19 protein-coding genes are annotated in these 24,119 nt (G+C 42.5%); 13 read left to right on the top strand and 6 right to left on the bottom strand.

Going from position 1 to position 24,119, the window contains the following annotated elements:
* Positions 1-114 precede the first annotated feature (114 nt).
* Both FSB76_RS08735 and FSB76_RS08730 read right to left on the bottom strand, forming a co-directional pair.
* The gene (locus tag FSB76_RS08735; protein WP_158642867.1) at positions 115-3,006 is read right to left on the bottom strand and encodes an ATP-binding protein; all 2,892 of its coding nucleotides are present in this window, start codon (positions 3,004-3,006) and stop codon (positions 115-117) included.
* A gap of 502 nt (positions 3,007-3,508) precedes the next feature.
* Positions 3,509-6,019 (bottom strand): mechanosensitive ion channel family protein, encoded by a 2,511-nt coding sequence (locus tag FSB76_RS08730; protein WP_147053208.1) that lies wholly within the window; start codon positions 6,017-6,019, stop codon positions 3,509-3,511.
* Positions 6,020-6,162: 143 nt separating this feature from the next.
* On the opposite strand from FSB76_RS08730, the gene FSB76_RS08725 reads away from it, so the two are divergent.
* The 9 genes from FSB76_RS08725 to porN all read left to right on the top strand — a co-directional run bounded on the left by FSB76_RS08725 (position 6,163) and on the right by porN (position 14,064).
* Positions 6,163-6,321 (top strand): hypothetical protein, encoded by a 159-nt coding sequence (locus FSB76_RS08725; RefSeq protein WP_225976455.1) that lies wholly within the window; start codon positions 6,163-6,165, stop codon positions 6,319-6,321.
* Between the two features lies 1 nt (position 6,322).
* Complete coding sequence (locus FSB76_RS32350; protein ID WP_192910140.1) at positions 6,323-6,490, top strand: hypothetical protein; 168 nt, start codon at positions 6,323-6,325, stop codon at positions 6,488-6,490.
* 51 nt (positions 6,491-6,541) lie between these two features.
* The gene (locus tag FSB76_RS08720; RefSeq protein WP_147053207.1) at positions 6,542-7,252 is read left to right on the top strand and encodes a hypothetical protein; all 711 of its coding nucleotides are present in this window, start codon (positions 6,542-6,544) and stop codon (positions 7,250-7,252) included.
* Between the two features lie 83 nt (positions 7,253-7,335).
* Positions 7,336-8,313, top strand: a complete 978-nt coding sequence (locus FSB76_RS08715) for a DUF4271 domain-containing protein (protein ID WP_147053206.1) — start codon at positions 7,336-7,338, stop codon at positions 8,311-8,313.
* A gap of 12 nt (positions 8,314-8,325) precedes the next feature.
* Positions 8,326-9,090 (top strand): uroporphyrinogen-III synthase, encoded by a 765-nt coding sequence (locus tag FSB76_RS08710; protein ID WP_090642486.1) that lies wholly within the window; start codon positions 8,326-8,328, stop codon positions 9,088-9,090.
* A 252-nt stretch (positions 9,091-9,342) separates the two neighbouring features.
* Positions 9,343-10,656, top strand: a complete 1,314-nt coding sequence (gene porK, locus FSB76_RS08705) for a T9SS ring complex lipoprotein PorK/GldK (RefSeq protein ID WP_147053205.1) — start codon at positions 9,343-9,345, stop codon at positions 10,654-10,656.
* A 48-nt stretch (positions 10,657-10,704) separates the two neighbouring features.
* Entirely contained in the window at positions 10,705-11,514 is an 810-nt protein-coding gene (gene porL / locus FSB76_RS08700) for a type IX secretion system motor protein PorL/GldL (protein ID WP_147053204.1), read from the top strand.
* A 39-nt stretch (positions 11,515-11,553) separates the two neighbouring features.
* Positions 11,554-13,068 (top strand): type IX secretion system motor protein PorM/GldM, encoded by a 1,515-nt coding sequence (porM, locus tag FSB76_RS08695; RefSeq protein WP_147053203.1) that lies wholly within the window; start codon positions 11,554-11,556, stop codon positions 13,066-13,068.
* Positions 13,069-13,074: 6 nt separating this feature from the next.
* Positions 13,075-14,064, top strand: a complete 990-nt coding sequence (gene porN / locus FSB76_RS08690) for a type IX secretion system ring subunit PorN/GldN (RefSeq protein WP_147053202.1) — start codon at positions 13,075-13,077, stop codon at positions 14,062-14,064.
* 184 nt (positions 14,065-14,248) lie between these two features.
* Here porN and uvrC read toward each other — a convergent pair whose 3' ends face one another.
* The 4 genes from uvrC to FSB76_RS32085 form a co-directional block, all read right to left on the bottom strand.
* Positions 14,249-16,057: an excinuclease ABC subunit UvrC gene (gene uvrC / locus FSB76_RS08685; RefSeq protein ID WP_147053201.1), complete on the bottom strand. Its 1,809-nt coding sequence runs from the start codon at positions 16,055-16,057 to the stop codon at positions 14,249-14,251.
* Between the two features lie 216 nt (positions 16,058-16,273).
* Positions 16,274-18,526 carry a penicillin-binding protein 1A gene (locus FSB76_RS08680; protein ID WP_147053200.1) on the bottom strand — a complete coding sequence of 751 codons (2,253 nt, stop codon included), beginning with the start codon at positions 18,524-18,526 and terminating at the stop codon, positions 16,274-16,276.
* Positions 18,527-18,531: 5 nt separating this feature from the next.
* Positions 18,532-21,636: a type IX secretion system periplasmic lipoprotein PorW/SprE gene (porW, locus tag FSB76_RS08675; RefSeq protein ID WP_147053199.1), complete on the bottom strand. Its 3,105-nt coding sequence runs from the start codon at positions 21,634-21,636 to the stop codon at positions 18,532-18,534.
* A 52-nt stretch (positions 21,637-21,688) separates the two neighbouring features.
* A complete protein-coding gene (locus FSB76_RS32085) occupies positions 21,689-21,844 on the bottom strand; it encodes a hypothetical protein (RefSeq protein WP_158642866.1) in 156 nt (51 codons plus the stop codon).
* Between the two features lie 194 nt (positions 21,845-22,038).
* Between FSB76_RS32085 and FSB76_RS08670 the strand changes: the two genes are divergently transcribed.
* From FSB76_RS08670 to atpE, 4 genes are read left to right on the top strand one after another with little or no spacing between them, the layout of a single operon-like run.
* Positions 22,039-22,272: an AtpZ/AtpI family protein gene (locus FSB76_RS08670; RefSeq protein ID WP_147053198.1), complete on the top strand. Its 234-nt coding sequence runs from the start codon at positions 22,039-22,041 to the stop codon at positions 22,270-22,272.
* Positions 22,269-22,655 carry a hypothetical protein gene (locus FSB76_RS08665; protein WP_147053197.1) on the top strand — a complete coding sequence of 129 codons (387 nt, stop codon included), beginning with the start codon at positions 22,269-22,271 and terminating at the stop codon, positions 22,653-22,655. The genes FSB76_RS08670 and FSB76_RS08665 overlap by 4 nt, the downstream gene beginning before the upstream one ends.
* Before the next feature lie 32 nt (positions 22,656-22,687).
* A complete protein-coding gene (atpB, locus tag FSB76_RS08660) occupies positions 22,688-23,758 on the top strand; it encodes a F0F1 ATP synthase subunit A (RefSeq protein WP_225976454.1) in 1,071 nt (356 codons plus the stop codon).
* A 46-nt stretch (positions 23,759-23,804) separates the two neighbouring features.
* Positions 23,805-24,053: an ATP synthase F0 subunit C gene (gene atpE, locus FSB76_RS08655; protein WP_449406759.1), complete on the top strand. Its 249-nt coding sequence runs from the start codon at positions 23,805-23,807 to the stop codon at positions 24,051-24,053.
* Positions 24,054-24,119: the final 66 nt, after the last annotated feature.

Raw genomic sequence — 24,119 nt, 5'->3', positions numbered from 1 at the left:
ACATATGTGTTCGGAAAATTCACTTTCGCTAATGTTGCAAATGCTTTCGATTTTGTTGCAATTTTTATCTTCAGGAGACAATTTTGCCTTCAAACTACTATTAATAGTTAAATATTAGGCCTCAACTACCTTGCTTGGGGCGAAGCCGAAATGGCGCGAGAAACTGGCCGAGAAGCTGGCAGGGCTGCCAAAGCCAACCATATATGCCACCTCGGATACCGTTGCCACGCGGCGTTCTAAAAGGTCATGCGCATATTGCAGGCGAACAATCCGGATGAGTTCGCCCGGGGCCTGGCCAATAAGGCCTTTTAATTTACGGTGTAATTGCGTGCGGCTAAGTCCCATATCTGAGGCAAGCTGATCGGCACTGTAACCTTCTTCATTTAGGTGGCTTTCAACAGCCTGGCGTATTCTCGCTATAAAATCCTGCTCAATTGACGGCAGAACGATGGTGTTTTTAAGCCAGAGGTCGCTTGTACTGTAGCGCAGTCGTAATTGCTCGCGTATATTGATTAGATTTTCGATTAAGGCGAGCAATTCCCGCTGATCGAAGGGTTTGGCCAAATAACCATCGGCACCGGTTTCTATACCCTGGATGCGGCTGTCTACGTCGGCCCTGGCGGTTAGGATGATCACCGGAATATGGCTGGTTTTTTCATCTCCTTTAAGCGTTTTGCTCACTTCATAGCCACTTACCCTGGGCATCATCAAGTCGGTAATAACCAGGTTGGGTATGTGCTTTAAACCAAGTGTTATGCCTTCCTCACCATCGCCTGCGGTAATTAGCCGGTACCGGCCACCTAACGATTGTCGTATAAATTCCCTCAGTTCAGGATGGTCTTCAATAAGCAGGATGAGCGGGCTGCTTTCATCGGCCACCAAAACCTCATCGGTAGTTGCCATCGGCGTAAATAATTCATTGAATACCAACTCCGATGCCTGTTCAATAACAGCATCGGCAGCCCGGTATGGCATATCAATGCGGATAAGGGTAAACAAACCCTCGGTGCTGTCGGCGGTTATTTGACCACCCATCAATTCAACCAGCTCTTTCGTAAGCGCCAGGCCAATACCGGTGCCCTCTTCCGATCGCGTATCCGACGGATCGGCCTGGTAAAAGCGGGTAAAAATGTACGGCAGCTTGGCGGCGGGTATCCCTTTACCTGTATCCCTTATGGTAAGCGTAAAGGTGTTGGTTTGTGCTTCCAAATTTTGGCATAAAGTAATTTCTATGGTCCCTTCGTCAGTAAATTTTAGTGCGTTTGATAATATATTGAGGATTACCTTGTCCATCTTATCCCTGTCGGTTAGCATCCAAAAAACATCCTGGTCGGCTTTAAAATGCAGGGAAATGCCTTTTTGTAAAGCGAGCGATTCGTAGGAGAGCGTATGCAGCCTTATAAGCGCCACAAAATCTACAGGTGCAAGGTTTATGCCCATAAGGCCGCTTTCTACCTTGCTTAAATCAAGCAACTGATTTATCAACTGCAGCAAACGTTCGGCATTGGAAATAATCAGCCGGAGGTTTCTATTAGTATCTCCGGTAGCGGTATGCAATAACTCCTTAGCCGGGTTCATGATTAGTGTAAGCGGCGTTTTAAACTCGTGGGTAATATTGGTAAAAAAGCGCGATTTTACCGCATCCAACTCCATCAGTTTATCGGCCTGTTCTTTTAGCTCAGCAGTACGCAGTTGCACAATTTGCTCCAGTCGCCGGGCCTCTGTGGCTATCAGTTCAGTTTTCTCGGCCTCCTGGGCAAGGGCCCGGGCTGATAGGTTTTCAACCTCCCGCAGTTTTACTGTAAGATTTTGATTAGTGCGTGCAAAATCAAGCGCAAGGTAAAGTGATAAACAAAACGGCAGTACCAATGATCCGGCGCCCATAACAAACAAGCGCATGGAGTTGAGCCCATAGGCCCAAACAGAAAACGTATCATCCCAGGCAAAAAAATAAACCAATATTATGGTGCCAACACCAATGCCAATAAGCCATGCATCTTTTTGTCCCCTTTTAATAACCTGTGCTGCCGACCATAACCCATCCATCATACACACAAAATAGGCTACCGAAAAATAGTCATCCCATTTATCCGCCCTGAAAACCCAAAACGTTAAAATATAACTTGTAAAATAAAACAGCGTAATGACGGTTAATGCCGCCACGCGCCAGCGTGGTACCCGGCGGTAATTAAGCACGTACAGCAAAATTACCGCCGACCACATAATGAGCGCCTTGCACGCAAAAGTTGTAAAATCGGCAAGGTATTGTATCGATGGGTATGGTGTTAAATAAAATTGGTAAACAGCAATTCCGTTGATGCCTATCAGCAATACAAACAGCGCATAATAGGCATTAAGCTTTTGCCTGGGGTAAAACAGGAAAAACAGGAAATGTAAAAGCCCCAATATTAACTGCGCAGCAGCAAACATGGGCAAATAATCAAGCAGCCGTTTACCATCGCTTGTTTTTTGGGCACGTTTTACATAATCGCCGATAGAAAGCTGGAATCCCAGGAAATTGGAGTAAACACCAAAAAAATTTGAATACCGGATGGTAAGCAGGTGAGGGCGGGTATCGGCTAACCAAAGCGGTATTAGTTCCCTTGGTGCACGGATAGCTTCCATTTGGTGTGCCGAGTGTCCAACCTTTCCGTAGCCACCTATAGGTTTGCCATCCAAAAATAGTTCAGAAGCACCATCATGATTAATACTGATGAAGAGTTTTTTGTTTACCAGCGCTGTATCCGCCCTTACCCATAAACCAAACCAACCCATGCCCCGCCATTGCCGTGGCGCATTAGTTTTGCCAAAAATGGTATTGTGCAGGGTATCCCAACCGGCAGTGCTGGTTATAGACTGGTTTTGGCCAGGCAATTCGCCGGGATGGAAAAACCAAAGGGAATCATCAAGAAATACCTGGTTATGTTTGCCGAAATCGCTGCCCCGTATTATGGCGGCCTGTTGCGCAACTGCCCGGTTTACCAAGCACGATAATGCCAGGCACATTAAAACCGTGCAACACTTAATGTACTTATATGGAAAAATATTATTCCTATACATGTAAATATCCAACAACTGACTATTTGAATATGCTATAACTACTTGTTTATCAAAAATAATACTTTCAAATCAGGCAGGCAATGATAAATGATAATAAAGGTTTTAATACAATAATTTGACAGATATGTATACAAGCAGCAATTGTATCATGCTTCCTGGCGCTGTTAGTTCGCCCATAATCAAATTCAATTAGTATAGCCAATCCCCCTTGTAATCAACCAACAGTTATGTGTACAAGAGCGTATAGTATACAGATGCTCCGGTACCAAAAAATGCTGATAAGCCCCGCGGGTTATCAGCATTTAAATTATCTGTGGCGCTAAATAATAGTTATAACAGGGTTCGCTATTGTTTGTGGCGTACCTATTATCCTGCGCACAAAAAAGTTGCAGGACATTATTTGCCCGGTTTACGGTGTATCCATTAGGCCCCTAACAAGGCAATAAATTTAACGCCCTGCGGGCAAACCGGCCTCGCCGCCTGCCTGATTTGGTGGCGCTACCGGGCTGCCCAGGCCACCCGGAAAATTAACCTGTATCTCTTTTTGCCCCTTTGGTATTTCTATACCCTCTTTTTCAAACTCAATGTATATTTCAAGCATTACACTACTTTTCAGGCTTTGCCACTTCGTAATATCCTCGGCCCAAAACAGGGCTTTAAATTCGATGGCCGAATCGCTAAAGGTATTTAAGTATACAGATGGTGATGGGGTTTTCATAATATCAGGGTGCCCCTGAACAACGCTGTTCAAAACCTTTTGTACTTTAGCTACATCCGACCCATATGCAACCCTGATCACCAACTCAACCCGGCGATTATTGTTGCTCAAAGTCCAGTTCACCACATGCTGCGATATCAGGTCGCCGTTGGGTATAATCAGTTCTGATCCATCGCCGCATTCAATCTTGCTCGATCGGATACCGATCTCGGTTATGGTGCCCGATTTTCCGCTCACCTCTATGATGTCGCCCACCTGTACTGGTTTTTCAAATGCCAGTATCACACCGGATACCAGGTTATTAACTATATTTTGTAAACCAAAGCCAATACCTACACCTAATGCGCCAATTATAATGGTTACCCTATCCATTGGGATACCTGCAGCTGTTATAGCTACAAAAAAACCAACTACAAACACGGTTAGCCGGATGAGTAGTATTGAGGAACGTGTTTTTTTGGCCTGCGGTGTAAGCTTGGTTTGCTGCCCTGCAAAATCATAAAAATAACTGATAACGCGGGCCACCAGGCCCGACACCCAAATTACGGCCACAAACACCAAAATACTGCGGAAGGTGAAGGCTGTGCTGCTTACCTGGTGCGGCGAATTCAAAAAATCGTTGGCCTGGTCGTAAATAAAATCGTCGATGGCAAGGTTTTTGGCTAAGGCTACCAGCCATAATATCCCAATAATTTTTACCAGGAAGCCTTTTGATTTTTTTTGTAATTCCTTAAAATCAAGAAACGATGTAAGGCTGTTGCCTGCTTTTTTATTACCCTCCAATTGTAAAAACAAACTTTCCATCAGTATCTGCAGCAGCAAATAAAAGCCCATGCCCAGGCACAGGTTCAGCGTAGCGCTTACCGATATTATTTTGGCCAGGCTAAACCGTCCGCAAATATTTAACAATACCGAAAAAGCCTGCAGGCCGATAAATAACTTCGATATTAAAACCATATAAGGCGGATAACCCGCCCCATCTTTTTTTAGCTGTTTGAGAAATTGTGACGAATAATATATAACCACCCCTGAAACAACCAGCAATATAACTCTATCCAAATAGGTTACTATCACCATTAAACTACTGATACAGAAAAATACAGCAGCTATAAACAGTACTTTATAAAATTTATATAACGGCTTGGGCCAGTTGTGTTTAATTAAAACACCTATGCTTGCCATCATAATTAAAAACATGGTATGTGTAAATGCCTGTGTGGCATGGTCATACAAATACGGCGCGATGATACTGAAAACTGTTAAGGTTGACAGGTAAGGATACTTTACAATATAATTGGTTTGCTCAAAAACGCCCTCATGACCTGTGTTTAATCGGGTAATTTTTCTGCGGCTGCTGTAAATCCAGGCAAAAAATGCTACCAGTATCAACAGGTTAACCACGTGCGCCACATAGTTGGATTTGCTGACGATAAAGTAGGCGTACAAAATGTAAACCAACCTACTGGTTTTAGTAACAGCGGTACCCAAATCATTAGGTGTTTTGCTTTTATGCGGGTTCCAGATAAAGCCATACTCATTGGTGAGTGCTTTAAGGGTAAACTCGTGAATTTTTAAATCTATCCGATCGTCAAGGTCGATAAGCAATATGGATAATGCCGATACCCTGTTCTCTAATAAGCCAACCCTGATCATTGATTTTTGAGCGGCGCTATCAAGGCTTTTCCATTTGGCATCCAAATCCTCTACCTGCGCAATGGTTTTGGCCCTCAGGCTGCTGTCGGCAGGGGCATTGCGTAATACGGTATCCGATTTAAAGTCAGACACTTTGGCCCGTATGCCATCAAGCTGGTTGTTATAAATGGTTACCCGGTCTTCCCAGGAGTTCATCTGATCTTTCAGGTGATCGATAATATCCCTGATGGTAATTAGGTTACCCAGGGTTGATGAACGATCGATAGCGTTACGCATTAAGGCCATACGCTGCTCTAACGTTGGCAATTCCTGACTAATCTCTAAGGTGTCAAAACCGCGCGCGAGATCTGAATTGGTTTCAACATATGATGTGGTATAATCTTCAATCTTGCCCAGCAGGATATTTACCGAACCATCAACGTTTTTAAAGGAACGGATCACCGAATCGCGCTTCAAAACTTTTTCCCGCAGGGAATCCCTTACCGATAAATGGGCTTTCTTTTTTTTGACCTGGGCTGGGCAGTCCTGGCTAAATGCCATTGCAGCAATTAAAAACAAACAAATGGTTTTAAATAGGTTTTGCATCATCAATTATACGTAATAGATATTGTTGAAGTACTGCTGGCAACCAAATAGTTTTAACATTACCCCTTAGTTTTGGCAATTATACTGATAACGGTATTAACACTGCAATTGTGTTTTTTTAGTCTATCTTTATTATTAAAAAATTAATGCCAAATTTATACATCATAGCGGGCTGTAATGGCGCCGGTAAAACAACGGCAAGTTACACCGTTTTACCCGAACTGCTTAACTGTTACGAGTTTGTTAAAGCCGATATTTGGAATACTATTTTAAGGCAAAGCGATGATAACGAAAGCAAATACTAATATGAATATTGATGAATTCGCATCAAAGGTTATGGAAGGCTTGAAAAGAGCTAACCGTAAATTAGTTGAAAACGCCGCTTTGAATGACAGAAGCCTCATTGTTGGCGATAATAAAGGCGGCTTTAAAGCCGTGCCAGCAAAGGAGTTGTTAAAAAAACTGCCCCAATAAATACTTCAGGCTCCGTATTGGTTTTATATCTTTAGCCCAATCAATAACATTATGGGCCTCAAACCAGCTATTATTTTTACGGCATTTCTTTTGTTTTCAACCGTGGCCAACGCGCAACGGGCAGGTAAAGCAATTCAAATCAATATAGACACTTTACTAAATGCCCGCCCGGTTAGCACTTGCTTTAATGGTTTACTTAAAAGCTGGACAAAAGGTATTGATGGTAACGGCGATGGCGACGGTTACCTCACCATGTCGGCAGCCGTTTATTGCGACAATAGAGATCCTCATGCCTTGCCTGATAATTCGCTGATACCAGCTTCTGACATGCATCCGGCAATTAAACTGCACTATAATAACCGGGACAGTGTGGGCCAACAAGCCCGGTATGTTTCGGGCGAGGGTGGGTTTGCTTTTAATGTTCCTAAGAAGAAATACCAGGGGATGTATTTAAGTGTTACCAGTTCAGAAGGCCCGTCGCAGCTACAGATACAGCTGATTTATAATGACGGTACCGAAATAAAGGATTTTACATTGCCCGATTACTACAATGATATAACTACAGGCGATGAAAACTTTAGTTATCTGCTACATAACCTGGCCAAATGGGGCAAAAAGAATATCATGACAGAAAGCGATCATCATAATATTGATGTGCTTAATATTCATCCAAACCCTAACCGGGTACTCAGGCGTATTATTGTTAAAAAAAGCAAACCGGGTTTCCTGGTTTTTTGGGCAGCTACGGGTGTGGTTATTTAACGCTTATCTTTAATTACCAGCCATTACAAAACAACCAATTATTACCTTAATTTTGCAGCGAATTTTAAAGGGTCGATTTTTAGATGCGTTTAATTGCCTTAAGTTTTTTGTTGATGTGCTGCGTTGTTTTTGCCGTCTTTGGCCAGCAAGATTCTGCGGCGGTACGCAAGGCTCCATCCTACAGGCATATCGGTATCGGCGGTAATTCCCTGCTCGATTCTGTTGCCAACGCTATGCAGGCCCGAAAACTTTTTGTGGCCGATTCAATAGCGATGCGCTTTATCCGTATGCCCGATTCAAGCACCACCAATGAATTTACTGATAGCCTACTTGCCCGCACCCAATATAAAGGATATGGATTTTTAGATATTCATTTAAAAACAAAAGGTAAAGTAAAAGATGGCCTAAGCCGCCCGCAGCGCGACCCATGGGTTATTGCAATTATTATTTGCCTGCTGCTATATACGGCAATATTAAATATCACCCTTAACAGCGATGTGAGTTTTGTATGGCATTCATTTTATAGCAAGCGCGTTTTATCGCAGGCGGGCAAAGAAGATGGGGTGGTAAGCCTATGGGCTTTTTTGGGATTGTTTTTGCTTTTCTGTTTAACTTTTAGCCTGTTTTTATACCAGTTGGCAGCCTATAAAGGCGTTTATTATGTGGTAAGCGGCAGCAGGCTTTTTGTGTTGCTTACTATTGGTGTTATTGCTTTGTTTGCGCTAAAATTTGTTGTACTTAAACTGCTGGGTTTTGTGTTTGATATTAATAAACTGGTAACCGAATACCTGAACATACTACACCTTACTTATTTTAATATAGCGTTCGTTTTTTTACCGGTAGTGATATGTTTTAGCTTATTGGGCGCTCAGTACATCCCGGTATTGCTTACCCTCACACTCATCATTGTTATCATAATTTTTATATGGCAATATCTCAGGAGCAGCGTAAACATAATTTCTACTTTTAGATTTCACAAATTTTATTTATTTACGTATCTTTGTGCCCTCGAAATTTGCCCTATTTTAATTTTGATAAAGGCATTAAACATTAGGATTTAGGTAGTTAAAAGAATTGACTTGGAAGACAGAAAGAAAAAGGTTAAAAGTATATTAGTTACTTTATCAAAACCCGAAAACGACAAAAATCCGTACGCCGAGCTGGCTAAAAAGCTGAATTTGAAAATTGATTTCAGATCATTTATTCATGTTGAGGGCGTACCGGCAAAGGATTTCAGGAAGGAAAAAATTAACCTGGGCGATTTTACCGCGGTTATTTTTACCAGCCGCAACTCTGCCGACCATTTCTTCCGCATTTGTGAAGAAATGCGTTTTGAAGTGCCTGTGGAAATGAAATACTTTTGTTTGTCGGAAACAATTGCACTTTATCTTCAAAAGTATATTCAGTACCGCAAGCGCAAAATCTTTTTTGGCAAGCAAACGGCCGCCGATTTAGCCGAAGTATTAAAGAAACATTCTGCCGAAAAATTCTTATACCCGTGCTCGGACGTAGCTGCCGAAGAAACCCAGCGCTTTTTGCTGGAGAATGGTTACAACTTTACACCGGCAGTGTTATTCCGTACCGTTTGCAGCGATCTATCAGACCTGGCCGAGGTATTTTATGATGTTATCGCCTTTTTCAGTCCTTCAAGCATCCAGTCCCTCTATAAAAACTTTCCCGATTTTAAACAGAATAATACACGTATAGCAGCCTTTGGTGCTACAACCCACAAAGCTGTGCTTGAAGCGGGTTTAATACTTGATATTCCTGCACCAACGCCTGCTGCGCCATCTATGACAATGGCTATTGAACAGTATTGTAAATTGGTAAATAAATAAAAAAAAGGAAATTTATTTACGAGTTCGAAACTTTTTGGTAGTTAATAGCGTATTAGTGACATCTAATTTACACTTTAGTAGTTAGTTAGTTCATTGTTTTTTGCACTGTAATTTATTAATAAAACAATGCTCATAGCATTTAAAAGGGCTTTTTATTGCTTAATTTAAATGTTTTTTGGCGCGGTAACGCAAATTTGATATATTCGGGGGTCTTATAATGTTATATTTTTATAACTGATTTTTGATTTTAAAATGAAGCAGATATACTTTTTAATAGTTGTTTTAGCTGGTAGTGTGTTAAGTGGTTGCGGTGGCGGCGGCGATAGGGGCGAGCTAACCGGGGTGCCGCAGCGTTCTTTTAAGGCCGAAGTGCCTTACGGAATGGTTTATATACCAGGCGGGTCGTTTATGATGGGCCAAACAGATCAGGATGTAACCTTTGCGCAAACTGCCCAGCCAAAACAGGTAACCGAGGCTCCATTTTTTATGGACCAAACAGAAATTACCAATAGCGAATACAAAAAATTTGTATTTTGGGTACGTGACTCTATTGCCATTACCAACTACGTAAACGATAATAAATATTACCTGCAGCCAAAAGGCGGCCGGGGAGCTACCTCAAACGGTAAAAAATACATCAACTGGGCGTATGTAAAAAAGAACCCTGTTTGGAGTAGTAAAAAGGGAGCTGCAAGCAACAGATCAAAACTGCAGGGAATGTTTTACCAAAACGAAGACCGGGTGTTTGATCGCGATGAACTGGATGTACGCCTGCTTAAATACAACTATGCGCTTATGGTACTGCGCGACGCTGCAAACCACCGTAACGATCCAAAATCAAGGCGTTCGGATTTCATTCTGCGCGATACCGTTACCGTATATCCTGATACATTGGTTTGGTTAAGCGATTTTTCGTACGCAGCTAACGAGCCTATGGTCGAGGCTTATTTTTCGCATCCTGCCTTCCGCAATTACCCGGTAGTAGGTGTTACCTGGAGACAGGCAAGGGCTTTTACCGTTTGGCGCACACGTTATAACGAAGCTTATAAAAATTCAAGACATTTACCTCCGCGTGCCGATTATCGCTTACCTACCGAAGGTGAATTTGAATATGCTGCCCGTGGTGGCAGGTTAGGTACCGATTACCCATGGGGTGGTCCTTACATTAAAAACGCAAAAGGCTGTTTACTGGCAAACTTTAAGCCCGGCCGTGGTAATTATACAGATGACGGTGGTGCATACACCGTAAATGTACGTTCCTATTTCCCTAATGATTACGGCTTATATAACATGGCCGGCAATGTGGCAGAGTGGACGTCATCAGCTTTTGACGAGTCCGCTTCAACATTTGTTCATGACCTTGCTCCAACCTTTGCCGTTGAGGCAAAATCTTCTGATCCCGAAGTGCTTAAACGTAAAGTTGTACGTGGCGGATCATGGAAAGATATCGGTTACTTCCTTCAAAATTCTACCCGTACCTACGAGTACCAGGATACCGCTAAATCATATATCGGTTTCCGCTGCGTAACAAGTTACCTGGGCCGGGATATCAAAGACAAACGATAAACAAAACAATAAACGTAAAATCTAAAAACAAAGTTATTTCTGATTATTATGGCTGGAACTGGAAAGAAAAAACCATTTGGAATAGGAAACATTATTTCAATCGGTGCAACGGTAGTTATCATCGGTTTGTTATTTAAAATTCAACACTGGAAATATGCTTCTGAGTTTATTACCGCGGGTTTAACAACCGAGGCTATACTTTTCTTTATTTTAGGATTACAACGTGAAGACAAAGAGGTTGATTGGGTGCGGGTATACCCTGAGCTGAATGAGGATTTCCAGGGCGAACTGCCAAAATCATCATCGCATCCGGTTGCTATTGGTGCAACCAACAGTACAGCCGCTTTAGATAAAATGCTTGATGATGCCAAAATTGGTCCGGACCTGGTACGTAGCCTGGGCGATGGTTTAAGAACTTTTGGCGATAAAGTAGCCGCTATATCAAGAGTAACTGATGCCGGCGAAGCTACCATTGCTTTTACAACTAAAGTTAAAGCAGCAACTGCAAGCTACGATAACCTGAGCGCCGCATTTGAAAAAGCTTCGGCCAACTTAGCCGAAATGGCCGATACCAATGTAGATTCAAAAGCTTATCATGAGCAGGTAAACAAACTGGCTAAAAACTTAGGATCTTTAAATGCCGTTTATGAGCTGGAGTTACAGGATTCAAACGCGCACTTAAAATCGATGAGCAAGTTTTACCAAAACATGGCCTTAACTATGAACAACTTTAACGAGTCGTTAGATGATTCGAAACAGTTTAAGGAAGAAGTTGGCCGTTTAGCAAAAAACCTGGGATCATTGAACGCTATATATGGCAACATGCTTACAGCCATGAACCAGCCACGTGTTAGTTAATTATTAAACAGAATTTTTTAAAAGCTAAGATTTATATAGATGGCCGGAGGTAAGGAAACCCCAAGACAGCGAATGATAGGTATCTTATACCTGGTGCTTTTAGGCTTAATTGCCCTAAACGTGCCAGAGAACCTGTTGGATGCTTTTAAAAATATTACCAAAAGTTTGGATGCATCAACAAAGAATGTAAATACCAGCTTACAGTCTACTTATAGTGCATTTGAAGCGAAAATAAAAGCTCAGCCCGATAAAGCTAAATATCTTAATGCTGCTAAGGAAGCAAAATCGATTACTGCTGACCTTAACAAATATATTGAAGATTTAAAAGTTGAGTTGACTGAAAAAGGTGGTGGTATCAATAAAGAAATTGATGATATCATGGCCCGCGATAATTTAGACATCTCATCAGAAGTGATGATTAATGGCAAGAAGGCCGATGTTTTAAAGGATAAGATAGAAGCTACACGTGCTAAATTGTTGCAATTATTAGGCAAGGATGCCGAAGGTGTAAATTTTTCTTTAAATGCTGATGCGCCAAAGGCAAATACCGGGATGCAGCAAAAGAGCTGGCAACAAGCATATTTTGGCGAAGGTATTCCGTTGGGTGCAACCATAACCACACTTGCCAAAATACAGGCTGATACTAAAAATGCAGAAAATGAGGTTGTAAAGAAACTATACAGCAACGTTGATAAAGCAGAGGTTACCCTAAATGCATTCCGCGCAGTGGCAGTTGCACCAAGCAGCTATGTTTTAGCCGGTCAGCAGTTTAAGGCAGATATTTATTTGACAGCTTATGATTCACATACCAATCCAACTATTACGGTGGGAGGATCGCCAGTGCCTACGAAAGACGGTATAGGTACTTATACAACTACTGCAAGTGGCGAAGGTAAGCATACCATGAGCGGCGAATTGGTTGTTAAAGCTGTTGATGGCGGGCCGGATAAAAGGTACACATTTTCACAGGACTATATGGTTGCAAGACCATCGGCTGTGGTATCTCCGGATAAAATGAATGTATTGTATATAGGGGTTGCTAACCCCGTTTCAGTGTCGGCACCTGGCGTGCCAACTTCAAGCTTAAATGTAAGCATGAGCGGTGGCTCCATCAGCGGTTCCGCAGGGCATTATACCGTGAAAGTAAGTAATGTTGGTGCTGCAAAGATTACTGTTACAGGTGAAAAAGGGATGGTTTTAGGCGCATCAGATTTTCGTATAAAACGAATCCCTGATCCTAAAGCGCAGTTTGGTGGCAAAAGTGGTGGTTCAACCAGCGCTGCTAACTTAAGGGCGCAAGACAGGCTTTTTGCCAAACTTGACAACTTTGATTTCGATGCCAAATTTAACGTTACCCGTTTTACGGTGTTAATTATAAAACCACGCCAGGATGCCATCATATATTCGGGCTCAAGCGGCGAACTTACCGGAGCAATGAAATCGGCATTGAATACTGTTACACCAGGTACTACAGTGGTATTTAAAGATATTGTGGCTGTTGGCCCGGATGGCACACCACGCGGGCTGGACGCAATTGTATTATCCGCAAATTAAACGCGTATGAAAAAGAGAATTTTAATTGTTTTACTTTGTATAGCCTGTATTGGCGCTTATGCGCAAAAAAAGCCTGCAAAAAAATCAACCAGGAAATCAACAGGCACCTCTGCAGCTGCAAAAAGGAGGGCTACGCCTCCGCCACCGCAACCACCCAATACAGTGGCCAGCCAGGCAACTCCTGATACTGCTAACAAAAAGCCAATGAAGCCCTTTGAAAGGCCGCTTGATGGCTACTATAAAAAGAATAACATTTTAAGTGCAAAAGTAACTCCGTACCCTAACCTGCGCGAAAGCGATGTTGCCTTTGCAAAAAGGGTATGGCGCGAGATTGATGTACGCGATAAAATGAATACTTACCTTGCATCGCCAAAACGCCGTTTAATTGATGTTTTGCTGGATGCTATTACAGCGGGCGAGCTAACGGCTTATGACCCGACACCAGGTAAAAAGGATGACGTTAACGGCGATAGCTTTAGCACACCGTTAAGTGGTTCGCAGGCCAAAGGACGCCTATCCGGTGCAGACAGTAGCGTGGTTAAGAAATTTGATGCCAACGGCAATGAAATAGGATCTACAATGGTAGCCAGTGAATTTAACCCTGATAGCGTATTGAAATATCGTATAAAGGAAGATTGGGTGTTTGATCGTCAGCGGTCTATATTTGAGCCACGCATCATCGGCATAGCGCCGCTTGTTAAGCCAAAAGGCGTAGGTGGCGCAGATGTAGATTATCAGCCTGCTTTCTGGATTTATTTTCCTGAAGCCCGCCAGGTATTGGCAACCAAAGAAGTGGTTAGCCGCGCCAGCGATGCAACAGGCTTAAGTTTTGATGATGTTTTCATGAAGCGGATCTTCGCCAGTTATATCGTGAAACAAAGTAATGATAAAGACGAACGCGTTAAAGATTACGCCCAGGGGATAGACAAGCTTTACGAATCGGAACGAATCAAAAAGAGTTTGATGGATTGGGAACTTAACCTTTGGCAATACTAATTGTTAAGTCAAAATTCAAAAGTAAAAAGTCAAAACCGGTATGGTTTTGACTTTTTGCATTTTATATAAAAAAAACTACCGTCATTGCGAGGTACGAAGCAATCCCGAACTATTTGAGACTTAGCAGGTAGGGGATTGCGTCGTACCTCGCAATGACGGATATTCGATATTGACGGTCAATAACTTAATTTTGACTTTGATCAAAATATCCCAAAATCGCCTTCGCCTGTTTTAAATTAACAACTTCAAGCAATAACTCCTCATTAGCTTCGCGGATCTTTTTTACAGATTTAAAGTATTTTAAGAGTTTTTCGGCTGTGGTTTTGCCTATGCCTTCTATCAGTTCCAATTCGGTAGCCAGCGTGCCTTTGTCGCGTATCTTACGGTGAAAGGTGATGCCAAAACGGTGTGCCTCATCCCGCAGATGCTGGATCACCTTAAGCGTCTCTGATTTTTTATCCAGGTACATGGGGTACTGGTCATTAGGGTAATATAATTCTTCCAGGCGTTTGGCTATGCCTATCACGGTTACTTGTTTGTCTATCCCCAATAGTTTCAAGCTATGCATGGCGCTTGACAGTTGCCCCTTACCTCCATCTATAATAATGAGTTGAGGTAGTTCGGTACCCTCATCAAGCATGCGGCGATAGCGGCGGTGAACGGCTTCTTCCATTGTGGCAAAGTCATTTGGCCCTTCTACCGTTTTTACGTGGAAATGGCGGTAGTCTTTTTTTGAGGGCTTGCCATCTTTAAATACCACTATGGCCGAAACCGGATATTTGCCCTGGAAGTTGGAGTTATCAAAACATTCAATATGACGTGGCAATTGGTTCATCCGTAAATCCTTCATCATCTGCGTCAGCAATCGCTCGGTGCGGATTTCGGGATTCAACTTTTCATACTGATCAATTTTTTCCTTTTTGAAATACTGCACATTCTTTTGCGACAAATCGAGCAGCTTACGTTTTTCGCCCAGTTTTGGCACCGTGAATTTAATACCGGGATGGTCTTCCACATCAATATCAAAAGGCACAATCACTTCTTTTGATGTGCTGTTATACCGGCTCCTGAATTCGATAATGGCTAAAGTAAGCAGTTCCTCGTCGCTTTCATCCAGGCGCTTTTTAAGCTCGATGGTTTGTGTTTGGATAATAGTGCCATTCATCACCTTTAAATAGTTCACAAAGGCCAGTTTCTCTTCTGATGCTATGTTAAACACGTCCACATCGGTAATGGACGAGTTTACGATGGTTGATTTGCTTTGGTAATTCTCCAGCAAATCAAACTTACGTTTCAGCCGGTGGGCAAGCTCGTAGTTGTATTCGGCTACAGCTGCCTCCATCTCGCCTTTAAGGCGGCGTAATATAGCGCCTATCTTACCGTTCAGGATATCGGTAATATCAGCTATGCTATTGTCGTAGTCTTCTTCTGTCTGGTAGTTTTGGCAGGGCCCTTTGCAGTTGCCTAATTGGTACTCCAGGCAAACTTTGAATTTGCCCTTATCAATATTTTCGCGGGTTAGCGCCAGGTTGCAGGTGCGCAGGGGATAGGTTTCCTTTATCAGCCCCAAAATGTTGTGCATCATGCTTATTGATGCATACGGCCCCAGATATTTTGATCCATCCTTAACAATACGTCTTGTCCAGAAAATACGGGGAAAATTTTCGTTTTTGATAATTACCCATGGATAAGTTTTATCATCCTTAAGCAGTACATTATACCTGGGCTGATGCTTTTTGATCATGCTGTTTTCAAGCAGCCATGCATCTACCTCGGTATCTACAATGGTAAAAGTTATATCGCGGATTTTGGATACCAAAACCCGCGTTTTGGCATTAATGTTAATGTCTTTATTAAAATAAGACCCAACACGGTTACGCAGGTCTTTAGCCTTGCCGATGTATATCAGCTCCTTCTCCTCGTCCCAATATTGGTAAACTCCCGGTTTATGGGGGATGTTTTTTAATGCTTCCCGGTAATCGAATTTATCCATTGCTGTTCATTGGTTCAGTGTTGTTCATTGGTTCATTAGTTCACTGGTTCATTGGTGAAAAGTTCAATTAGATTTGGCGGTTGATTAAATAGTTTCATAAGAAGAACCAATAAACACGAAACAAATTAGACCACTGGCAATTATTCAAGTAATGAAGCAGACCAATGAACTAATGAACCAGTGAACCAATGAACAACACTGAACCAATGAACAATTTTAGAAATCTAATTTCTTATCCACTTCATTGGTCCCTTGCTGTTGCTGGTTGTACTGGCCGCAATCTAATACAATGCTTACGCCTGTTTTTGGGGCGTCAAAATCAACCGTTTTTTTGATGCCGAGGGCAGCATTCGCGTATACTTTTTTCATGTATAACGCAAATATAGGCAACGCGCTGTTTGCTCCCTCGCCCAGGCGGGTTGATTGAAAAGCGATGTCCCGGTCTTCGCAACCCGTCCACAGGCCGGTTACCAGCTGAGGGGTGATGCCGATAAACCAACCATCGGAGTTGCCGTTGGTGGTACCGGTTTTGCCGCCTATAGGGTTACGCAGCCCGTATTTATAAGCCAGCCTTGATCCTGTTCCATCCTCAATAACGCCTTTTAACATATAGGTCATTACGTAAGCGGTTTGCGGGTTCATGGCCTGCACTACTTTTGGGGTATGGCTATATAAAACATTGCCGTTTTTATCTTCAATACGCAATATATAAGTAGGTTCGGTCCATAAACCGTGGTTGGCAAATACCGAGTATGCCGCCGTCATTTCAAATACCGATGCATCAAATGTGCCCAGGCATATAGATGGGTAGGCGGGTACGGCACTGGTTATCCCCATTTTTTTAATCAGCTCTACAACAGGCTCGGGCTTCACCTCACTCATTACGTGGGCTGTTACCCAGTTTTGTGAATGGGCCAATGCCTGGCGCAGGGTTATAAAGCCCGGCAAGGTTTCTGATGGTGATGAGCGGGGGCACCAAGGATCGCCATAACCGCGGATGGTATCGGGTACGTTATTTATTTTTAAACATGGCGAATAACCGTTATCAATGGCCACCGCGTACGTAAATGGTTTTGCTGTTGAACCTACCTGGCGGGTGCCATTTTTAACCTGGTCGTACTTAAAATGCTCAAAGTTGGTGCCGCCTACCCAGGCTTTAACATAGCCGGTGGTCGGGTCCATACTCATAAGGGCGTTGCGCAAAAGCATTTTACAGTATATAATAGAATCGGTAGGCCGCATTACGGTATCAATATTGCCATGCCAGGTAAACAGGTTCAGGGTATCTTTGGTATCAAAATTGGTTTTGATATCCTCGTCGTTCATGCCTTGCATTTTCAGCTGTTTGTACCTGTCGCTTTTCAGCATCCCCTGGTTTATCAGGAATTTAAAATTGTGGATGCTTTTGGCCAGGTTTTGCCCCCGCCAGTGATCATTGAACTGTACCTGCAGGTTTTTCATGTACTCCTGCTGGGCCTCTTCGGCATATTGCTGCATCGTGGCATCAATGGTGGTGTAAATTTTTAAGCCGTCGCGGTCAAGATCATAGGGTGTACCATCGGGGCGATTGATACTTTGTTCTTTAAAAATCTTTTGAATCTCTTTTTTAAGCACCGATCTGAAGTAAGGGGCGGGGCCATCAAAATGATTATTTTGGTGAAAGTTTAAACCAAGCGGTTTCTGTTTAAATTCGGCTACCTGGCCACTGCTTAAAAAACCTTGTTCCTGCATCCGGTTAAGTACAAGGTTACGGCGATTTATAGCATTAAGTGGATGCCTGATAGGAGAGTAGATGCCAGGCCCATTAACCATTCCTATTAATAATGCGGCCTGATCGGGCATCAATTTATCCGGCGTAGTATTAAAATAGGTACGTGCAGCCGATTTTATACCGTATGTATTGTAAGCACCAAAATCAACGGTGTTTAAGTACATCGTTAGTATTTCTTCTTTGGTATAATGGCGCTCTAATTTAACTGCTGTTATCCACTCCTGCAGCTTTTGGGTTATCCGCACAAATGGGTTATTTGATTTTTCGGTAAATAAGTTCTTCGCCAGTTGCTGGGTAATAGTACTGCCTCCCTGTTTTTGCCCTATAAGCAGGTGCAGGAATATAGTAAAACTGCGGCCGAAATCAATCCCCGAATGGTCGTAAAAGCGCTTGTCTTCAGTAGCAACTAAAGCATTAATAACGTTAGGCGATAACTCTTTATAGGTAACATTTGACCGGTTTTGAATGTAATACGTACCTAAAACCTGTTTATCAGATGATATAACTTCTGATGCAAGGTTACTTTTGGGGTTTTCCAAATCGCGGAAAGAAGGAAGCTGGCCAAATACATCAAAAACGGTGAGCGTTATCATCAGTGCCACAAAAACAAAAAGGGCTATTACGGCGCGCCATATATACCAGTTATAGTGTCGTATTTCCTGCGGACTAAGGGCTGGCTTTTTATTGTAGATCTTCATTTTATTTAATAATATCTTTGATAGTAATCAATATAGCTATCTAATGTTTTTTTGTCGGCTAATTTATCCAGATTTTCCCTTGTAATGATAAAAAAACTGTATTTATCCTTGGGCACCTTCATAATATCGGGCATTACCGGGATTATAGAACGGGCGTACTTTTTAACATCCTCCAGGCTATAAAAACGGCCCACAAATATCAGCTGATTATCGTCGCCCACCGGTTTTAAATCGTGCTTAATGGTACTGCCCGAAAATCTGCTTCGATTGTACTGCCCAATACCAAAACGTGATGATGCCAGGTTAGTTGTACCGGTACCTACATTTACCACAAAATAGTAGTTACTGCTATCGCGTAAGCTAAATATATAGTTTACCGGCGTGGCGGTTATTACAGGAGGGGCGCTTACCGCTGGTTGTGTTTGCTGCGCCTGTTTGGCTGCTGCAAACTGATCAAGTAGTTTCCTGACCGAATCGACGCTTGGTGCAGTGTTGGCGTTAATTGGTTGTACAGGGGACTGAACTAATGTTTTTACCGAATCTTTACGGGACACAATCAGCGTATTAACCGATTTTTTTACCGAATCTTTACGGGATACAACTACCGTGCTAACCAATGTTTTAACGGAATCTTTACGCGATACAACCACAGCGCTAACTGGTGGCTTAACGGGTTCGGCGGGTTTAGGTTTTTCGACCGGCGGGGCAGGTTTTGCTACCGCTGCGGGAGGCGGCACAGGTTTCCGCACCTCGGGTATTAGCGCAACTGCTGCGGATGGATGATACTCAGGGCGGTATTCTGTTTGTTTTTGATATGCCACAGGTGGGGTAAATGGTATCTCATTAACATCGTTGCCGGTTAATACCACAGTGCGTGTTTCCATTTCCACCCGGTTCGAGTCGATGTAAGTTAAATGCTGGGCCGCTAAAGGTGTTACCAGCTTATCGTCCGGGTATTTGGCTACTATCTGCTGCAAATCGGTCATGAATGGTGCAAGCTTTTCCTGGTGGCCGGCTGCTATGGTGCGTAAATAAAATAGCTGGGCGGCAAAGCGGTTGTCGGGATATTTGGCCAGCAAGTCGTTTGCGCGGGTAATTACTTCGGTATATTTTCTTTGTGCATACAAATCATAAACGCCATTATACAAAATGGTGAATTCTGCATTGGCATCATCAAGGTGCTTGCTGTACTCCGGGTCGAGGATGATTTTTGCAAAAACACTTTGCCCGAATTCTTTCAGGATCATATTCTTGTATGCTTCAGATTTGGTTGCATCAATATCGGCATAAAGGCGGTACAGGTTATAATATACCGCGGCTTTATCGGTGCTTTTTGGGAAACGCGTTAGTATAGCTTCGTATGTTACAATGGCCTCTTTTTTATCGCCTAATAAATCGCGGTAAAAATTGGCCATATCCATATAGGCGTTATAAACCCGCAGGTTTGAACGGTTGAGTAAATCGGGTGTCAGTGGCAGGTTTTTAATCAAATCTTGGCGGTAGCTGCCCGCGTCGCCATTGGCCTGTGTAGTTGCGTCCTGCATGGTGGGGGCAAAAGGATCATCTGCAGTTGATGCGATAGCGCCATTGCCATTGGCTGCCAGATTTGCGGTAGACCGTTTACTGCGGCGCCAGTTATCTTCCAGCTTGCGGTTGCCCCATTGCCTTTTAAAATCATTTACGCCAAGGCTTATTGCGGTGGAATTATAAAAATAAAACGTACTGCTGCCGCTTTTATTGGCCTGTTGGTTATTGAGGTTATTGCCGCTTCGGCTGCTTTCAAACTGCCCGTTGTTGGTTGCCGCCGTAACCGTTGCCGCTTTATCCTGTAATATTTTACGGTTAACCATGGCATCAATGCGTGCGGCCCGTGTTTGCTCGTCAAGCCCGGCAAGCATTTGCAGGGTATCTTCGCGGCTGATGGTTTGCAGCAAGCCTGTGAGTATTTGCAGGTTGTTGGCCTTTTTGCGAATGATCTGGTAACCCGGGTAGGTTGGCGCCAGGTAGGTAAGTGTGCTATCGTAATATAATTTGGCCCCGGCATAGTCGGCTTTATTTTTAAAATCAATATCAGCAATGCGCAGGTACGAGAGGCCTTTCTGGTTTTGGTTTTTAATGCTGCTACGCACCGATAGCTTATAATTTTTTACAGCGCCGTCAATATCGCCGGCGGCATAAAGTTGCTGCGCAACCTGGTAGTAAATCTGATCGGTAAACTCTTTGTTATTTTGATTTTTAAGCAGCTTGCGCAGGCGTTCAACCTTATTTTGTTTGATGCCGTTTTCCTGGTCCTGCAGGCGGATGCGGTTCAGGTTGGCGTTAAAGGCCATCTCGAAGGATGAATTGCTTTTAGCAATACCGGCGTAATTAACTATGGCAGCATCAGGTTTTTGATTAAGCTCCTGTAGCTGGGCCAAAATGAATGTCCAACGGAGCTTCAGCTCGCCATCGCGGCAAAGTTTTAGGGCAGTTTTAGCGCTTTCTTCTGCGGCAGGGTAATCTTCGGTATTAATATAGTATTGCAGCTGTGTGGCGTAAATGCCTGCTGGAGTACTTTTTTTAGGGTTGATGTTTTTGATGGCTGTATCTATAGCCACTTTAGCTTCAGTTGGATTATTGAGATACAACAGCGCCCGGCCCTTCCAAATCAATGCCTCCTGTTTAAGGTTAGCCTGCTTACCATATGATGCAATTACATAATTAAAATATTCTATCGCATCAAAATAACTTCCTTCTAAAAAGCGGGCTTTGCCCATAACCAGGTAGGCGTCGCCCAAATAATGGCTTTGCTCTTTAATGTTGATGATTTTATTGGCTTTGCTAAAGGCCAGTTCCAGGTCTTTATCGGGAGTGCTGGTTTGGCTTACGGTATCGGGGTAAACATTTAGCAATTCGTTATACGAATCAACAAAACCGGCGGCGTAGCTTTCCTGCTTAAGGCGCAACAGTTCATTGGCATTAAACAGGATATTGTAATGCGCGGTAAGGTTTTGCATCTGGCGGTTAAAACCGCTTTCCTTTTCGAGCGAGCAACCTGCTATGACAAGCAGAAGCGCAAACAGCACAAAGTAGATTTGTTTGGTAGGAATGGAAATAATGTTGCGCCTCAAAGGTTTTATATTAGTAGATTTAGTTTTATTTATCAAATGTATTAGCAGACAGCTATAACTCTTTCAGTAATTCCTCCGCCGGTCGTCCTTTTAATTTTCCGCTTTTAATTAGGTTTACTTCTGCCACAGCTTCCTTTAGCTCGGCTAAAAACAAAAGATTGGCCCCAGTCAAAAAACCTTCTTCCGGCAGGTTTAAATGCGTTTCCATAATAATTGATCATTAAGTGTTTTAATTAAAGCCAACTTATTCTTCAAAAGCAACAATCTTTTATTTCTTTGCTTCTTAGCGTCTTTGCGCGAAATTCACCTATAAAAGCACTCTGTCGGTTTTAACTAATGTTTACTTAATAAAAGCCTTGCTAAAATACTAAAGATTATACAATAGGTTTAATAAATTTGCGCATGACCCAAAACGAAAAAGGTGATGATAAGGATAACGCTGGTAAGGAAGTAAACAGCTATGCCAAATTTAGCGGCGTAGCTTTCCAGATGATTGCCGTTATCGGGGTGTTTGCGTTTGCCGGTTATAAAATAGACCAGGCCGGTAACCATCAAACTAAATGGGCCACGGCCGCTTTGTCGCTTGTTGGGGTATTTATTTCATTGTACATTGTTATCAGATCCGTAAAGAGTTGAAACTACTTCCTACCGCATTATCTTTTCTTGTATTTATTGTTATTATTTCGTTACCTCCTTTGGTGTTGGGCTATGGCGGCCATGCCGGTTTTCTTATAGAAAAGTTCTGGCTGATGTTTTTTTTTATTGGCGGACTTACTTTTTTTACCGTAATGGCTATCGTTTTTGTAGGCCAAATTAACAAGGAAATGTACGCACAGGCCTTTTTGGCGGCCACTACGGTTAAGATATTGGCCTGCTTGTTTTTTGTGCTCATTTTTTTGAAGAAAAACACAGTAAACAGGTACGTTTTTGCCGGCGATTTTTTTTACGTATATTTTCTAAATATGGCCTTTGAAATTTATGGTTTGTTACGTAACTTGCGCAACCAAAAAATAAGGTAGAAAACTTCATTTAGATGTATAACAGCTCGATTTTGAACTCAAAAATATTTAAAACATTCCTGATTTCCGCGCTTTTTTTGTTGTTAGGTGTAATGCCTACACTTTCATTTTCGCAGGAAAATGTCAAAAAAGAAGAGTCAAAGCCTTTTGATCCTAAAGAGGTAGTATTTGAACATATCGGCGATTCGCACTTCTGGCCAGTTACAATTCCGTTGATGCACGAGCACTTTATTTCGCTGCCGGTGATATTGTATACTGATAAAGGATTGGAAATTTTCTTATCTGGCGTTCTGTTAAAGGAAGAGGGGAAAGAAGAAGGTCCGGTTTATAAAGGTACCCACTACAGCTACAAGCTTGAAGGCAATAAAATTGTTGCTGTAAACGAAGCTGGCGAGGTAGATAAAACTGCTAAGGTTTATGATTTTTCAATTACCCGTAACGTAGCCAGTATGTGGATGGGAATGATTATTTTGTTAATTGTTTTCTTCGCTGTTACTTCCGGTTACAGGAAAAATGTTGGCAAAGCGCCTAAAGGCATCCAGGCATTGTTAGAGCCGGTTATCCTTTTTGTACGCGATGATGTGGCTATTCCTAATATAGGCATTAAGCACGGAAGGTACATGCCTTTATTGCTTACTATATTCTTTTTTATATTAATCAATAACCTGTTGGGTTTGGTGCCGTTTTTTCCGGGAGGTTTTAACTTAACGGGTAATATAGCGGTAACTTTAGTATTATCGGTAATTGTATTAATCGTTATTAATTTTAGCGGTAACAAATACTACTGGAAACACATTTTTACTCCCGACATCCCTGTTTGGTTGTATCCAATCATGGTTCCGGTTGAGATTATCGGTATCATTTCAAAGCCTTTCGCTTTAATGATCCGTTTGTTTGCAAACATTACTGCAGGCCACATTATCGTACTGAGTTTAATATCATTGATCTTTATCTTTAAAACCGCATGGATGTCGACAGTTTCTGTTCCGTTTGTGGTGTTTATGGATATGATAGAATTGCTTGTGGCATTTTTACAGGCGTTTATTTTTACGATGCTTACATCCCTGTTTATAGGTATGGCTGTTGAAGAGCATCACCATTAATCTGAATTAATTATAATTATATATACACGTTTTAAATTATCAAACAATGATTGGAATGATTGGAACAATTGCACAGGCTGTAGCTGCAGCAGGCGTTACAGGTAAAATTGGTGCAATTGGCGCTGGCTTAGCCGTTATTGGTGCTGGTATTGGTATCGGTTCTATCGGTGGTAAAGCCGTTGAAGGTATCGCCCGTCAGCCAGAAGCTGCCTCAAAAATTCAAACTAACATGATCATCGCTGCAGCCCTTGTTGAAGGTGTTGCTTTGTTTGCCGTGGTAGTAGCTTTGCTCTAATTAATTTTAGGCAAAAAAGAAAAAAACAACCCGGGGCGATTGGCTCCGGGCTTGTTTTAATTCCCG

Source organism: Mucilaginibacter ginsenosidivorax (genome assembly GCF_007971525.1).
Lineage (GTDB): Bacteria > Bacteroidota > Bacteroidia > Sphingobacteriales > Sphingobacteriaceae > Mucilaginibacter > Mucilaginibacter ginsenosidivorax.
This window is presented reverse-complemented; position numbering and strand designations above follow the sequence as displayed.

Coding starts and splice junctions, on each gene's coding strand:
- FSB76_RS08735 (WP_158642867.1), bottom strand. CDS start 3,006: ATGTGCCTGGCATTATCGTGCTTGGTAAACCGGGCAGTTGCGCAACAG.
- FSB76_RS08730 (WP_147053208.1), bottom strand. CDS start 6,019: ATGATGCAAAACCTATTTAAAACCATTTGTTTGTTTTTAATTGCTGCA.
- FSB76_RS08725 (WP_225976455.1), top strand. CDS start 6,163: ATGCCAAATTTATACATCATAGCGGGCTGTAATGGCGCCGGTAAAACA.
- FSB76_RS32350 (WP_192910140.1), top strand. CDS start 6,323: ATGAATATTGATGAATTCGCATCAAAGGTTATGGAAGGCTTGAAAAGA.
- FSB76_RS08720 (WP_147053207.1), top strand. CDS start 6,542: ATGGGCCTCAAACCAGCTATTATTTTTACGGCATTTCTTTTGTTTTCA.
- FSB76_RS08715 (WP_147053206.1), top strand. CDS start 7,336: ATGCGTTTAATTGCCTTAAGTTTTTTGTTGATGTGCTGCGTTGTTTTT.
- porK (WP_147053205.1), top strand. CDS start 9,343: ATGAAGCAGATATACTTTTTAATAGTTGTTTTAGCTGGTAGTGTGTTA.
- porL (WP_147053204.1), top strand. CDS start 10,705: ATGGCTGGAACTGGAAAGAAAAAACCATTTGGAATAGGAAACATTATT.
- porM (WP_147053203.1), top strand. CDS start 11,554: ATGGCCGGAGGTAAGGAAACCCCAAGACAGCGAATGATAGGTATCTTA.
- porN (WP_147053202.1), top strand. CDS start 13,075: ATGAAAAAGAGAATTTTAATTGTTTTACTTTGTATAGCCTGTATTGGC.
- uvrC (WP_147053201.1), bottom strand. CDS start 16,057: ATGGATAAATTCGATTACCGGGAAGCATTAAAAAACATCCCCCATAAA.
- FSB76_RS08680 (WP_147053200.1), bottom strand. CDS start 18,526: ATGAAGATCTACAATAAAAAGCCAGCCCTTAGTCCGCAGGAAATACGA.
- FSB76_RS32085 (WP_158642866.1), bottom strand. CDS start 21,844: ATGGAAACGCATTTAAACCTGCCGGAAGAAGGTTTTTTGACTGGGGCC.
- FSB76_RS08670 (WP_147053198.1), top strand. CDS start 22,039: ATGACCCAAAACGAAAAAGGTGATGATAAGGATAACGCTGGTAAGGAA.
- atpE (WP_449406759.1), top strand. CDS start 23,805: ATGATTGGAATGATTGGAACAATTGCACAGGCTGTAGCTGCAGCAGGC.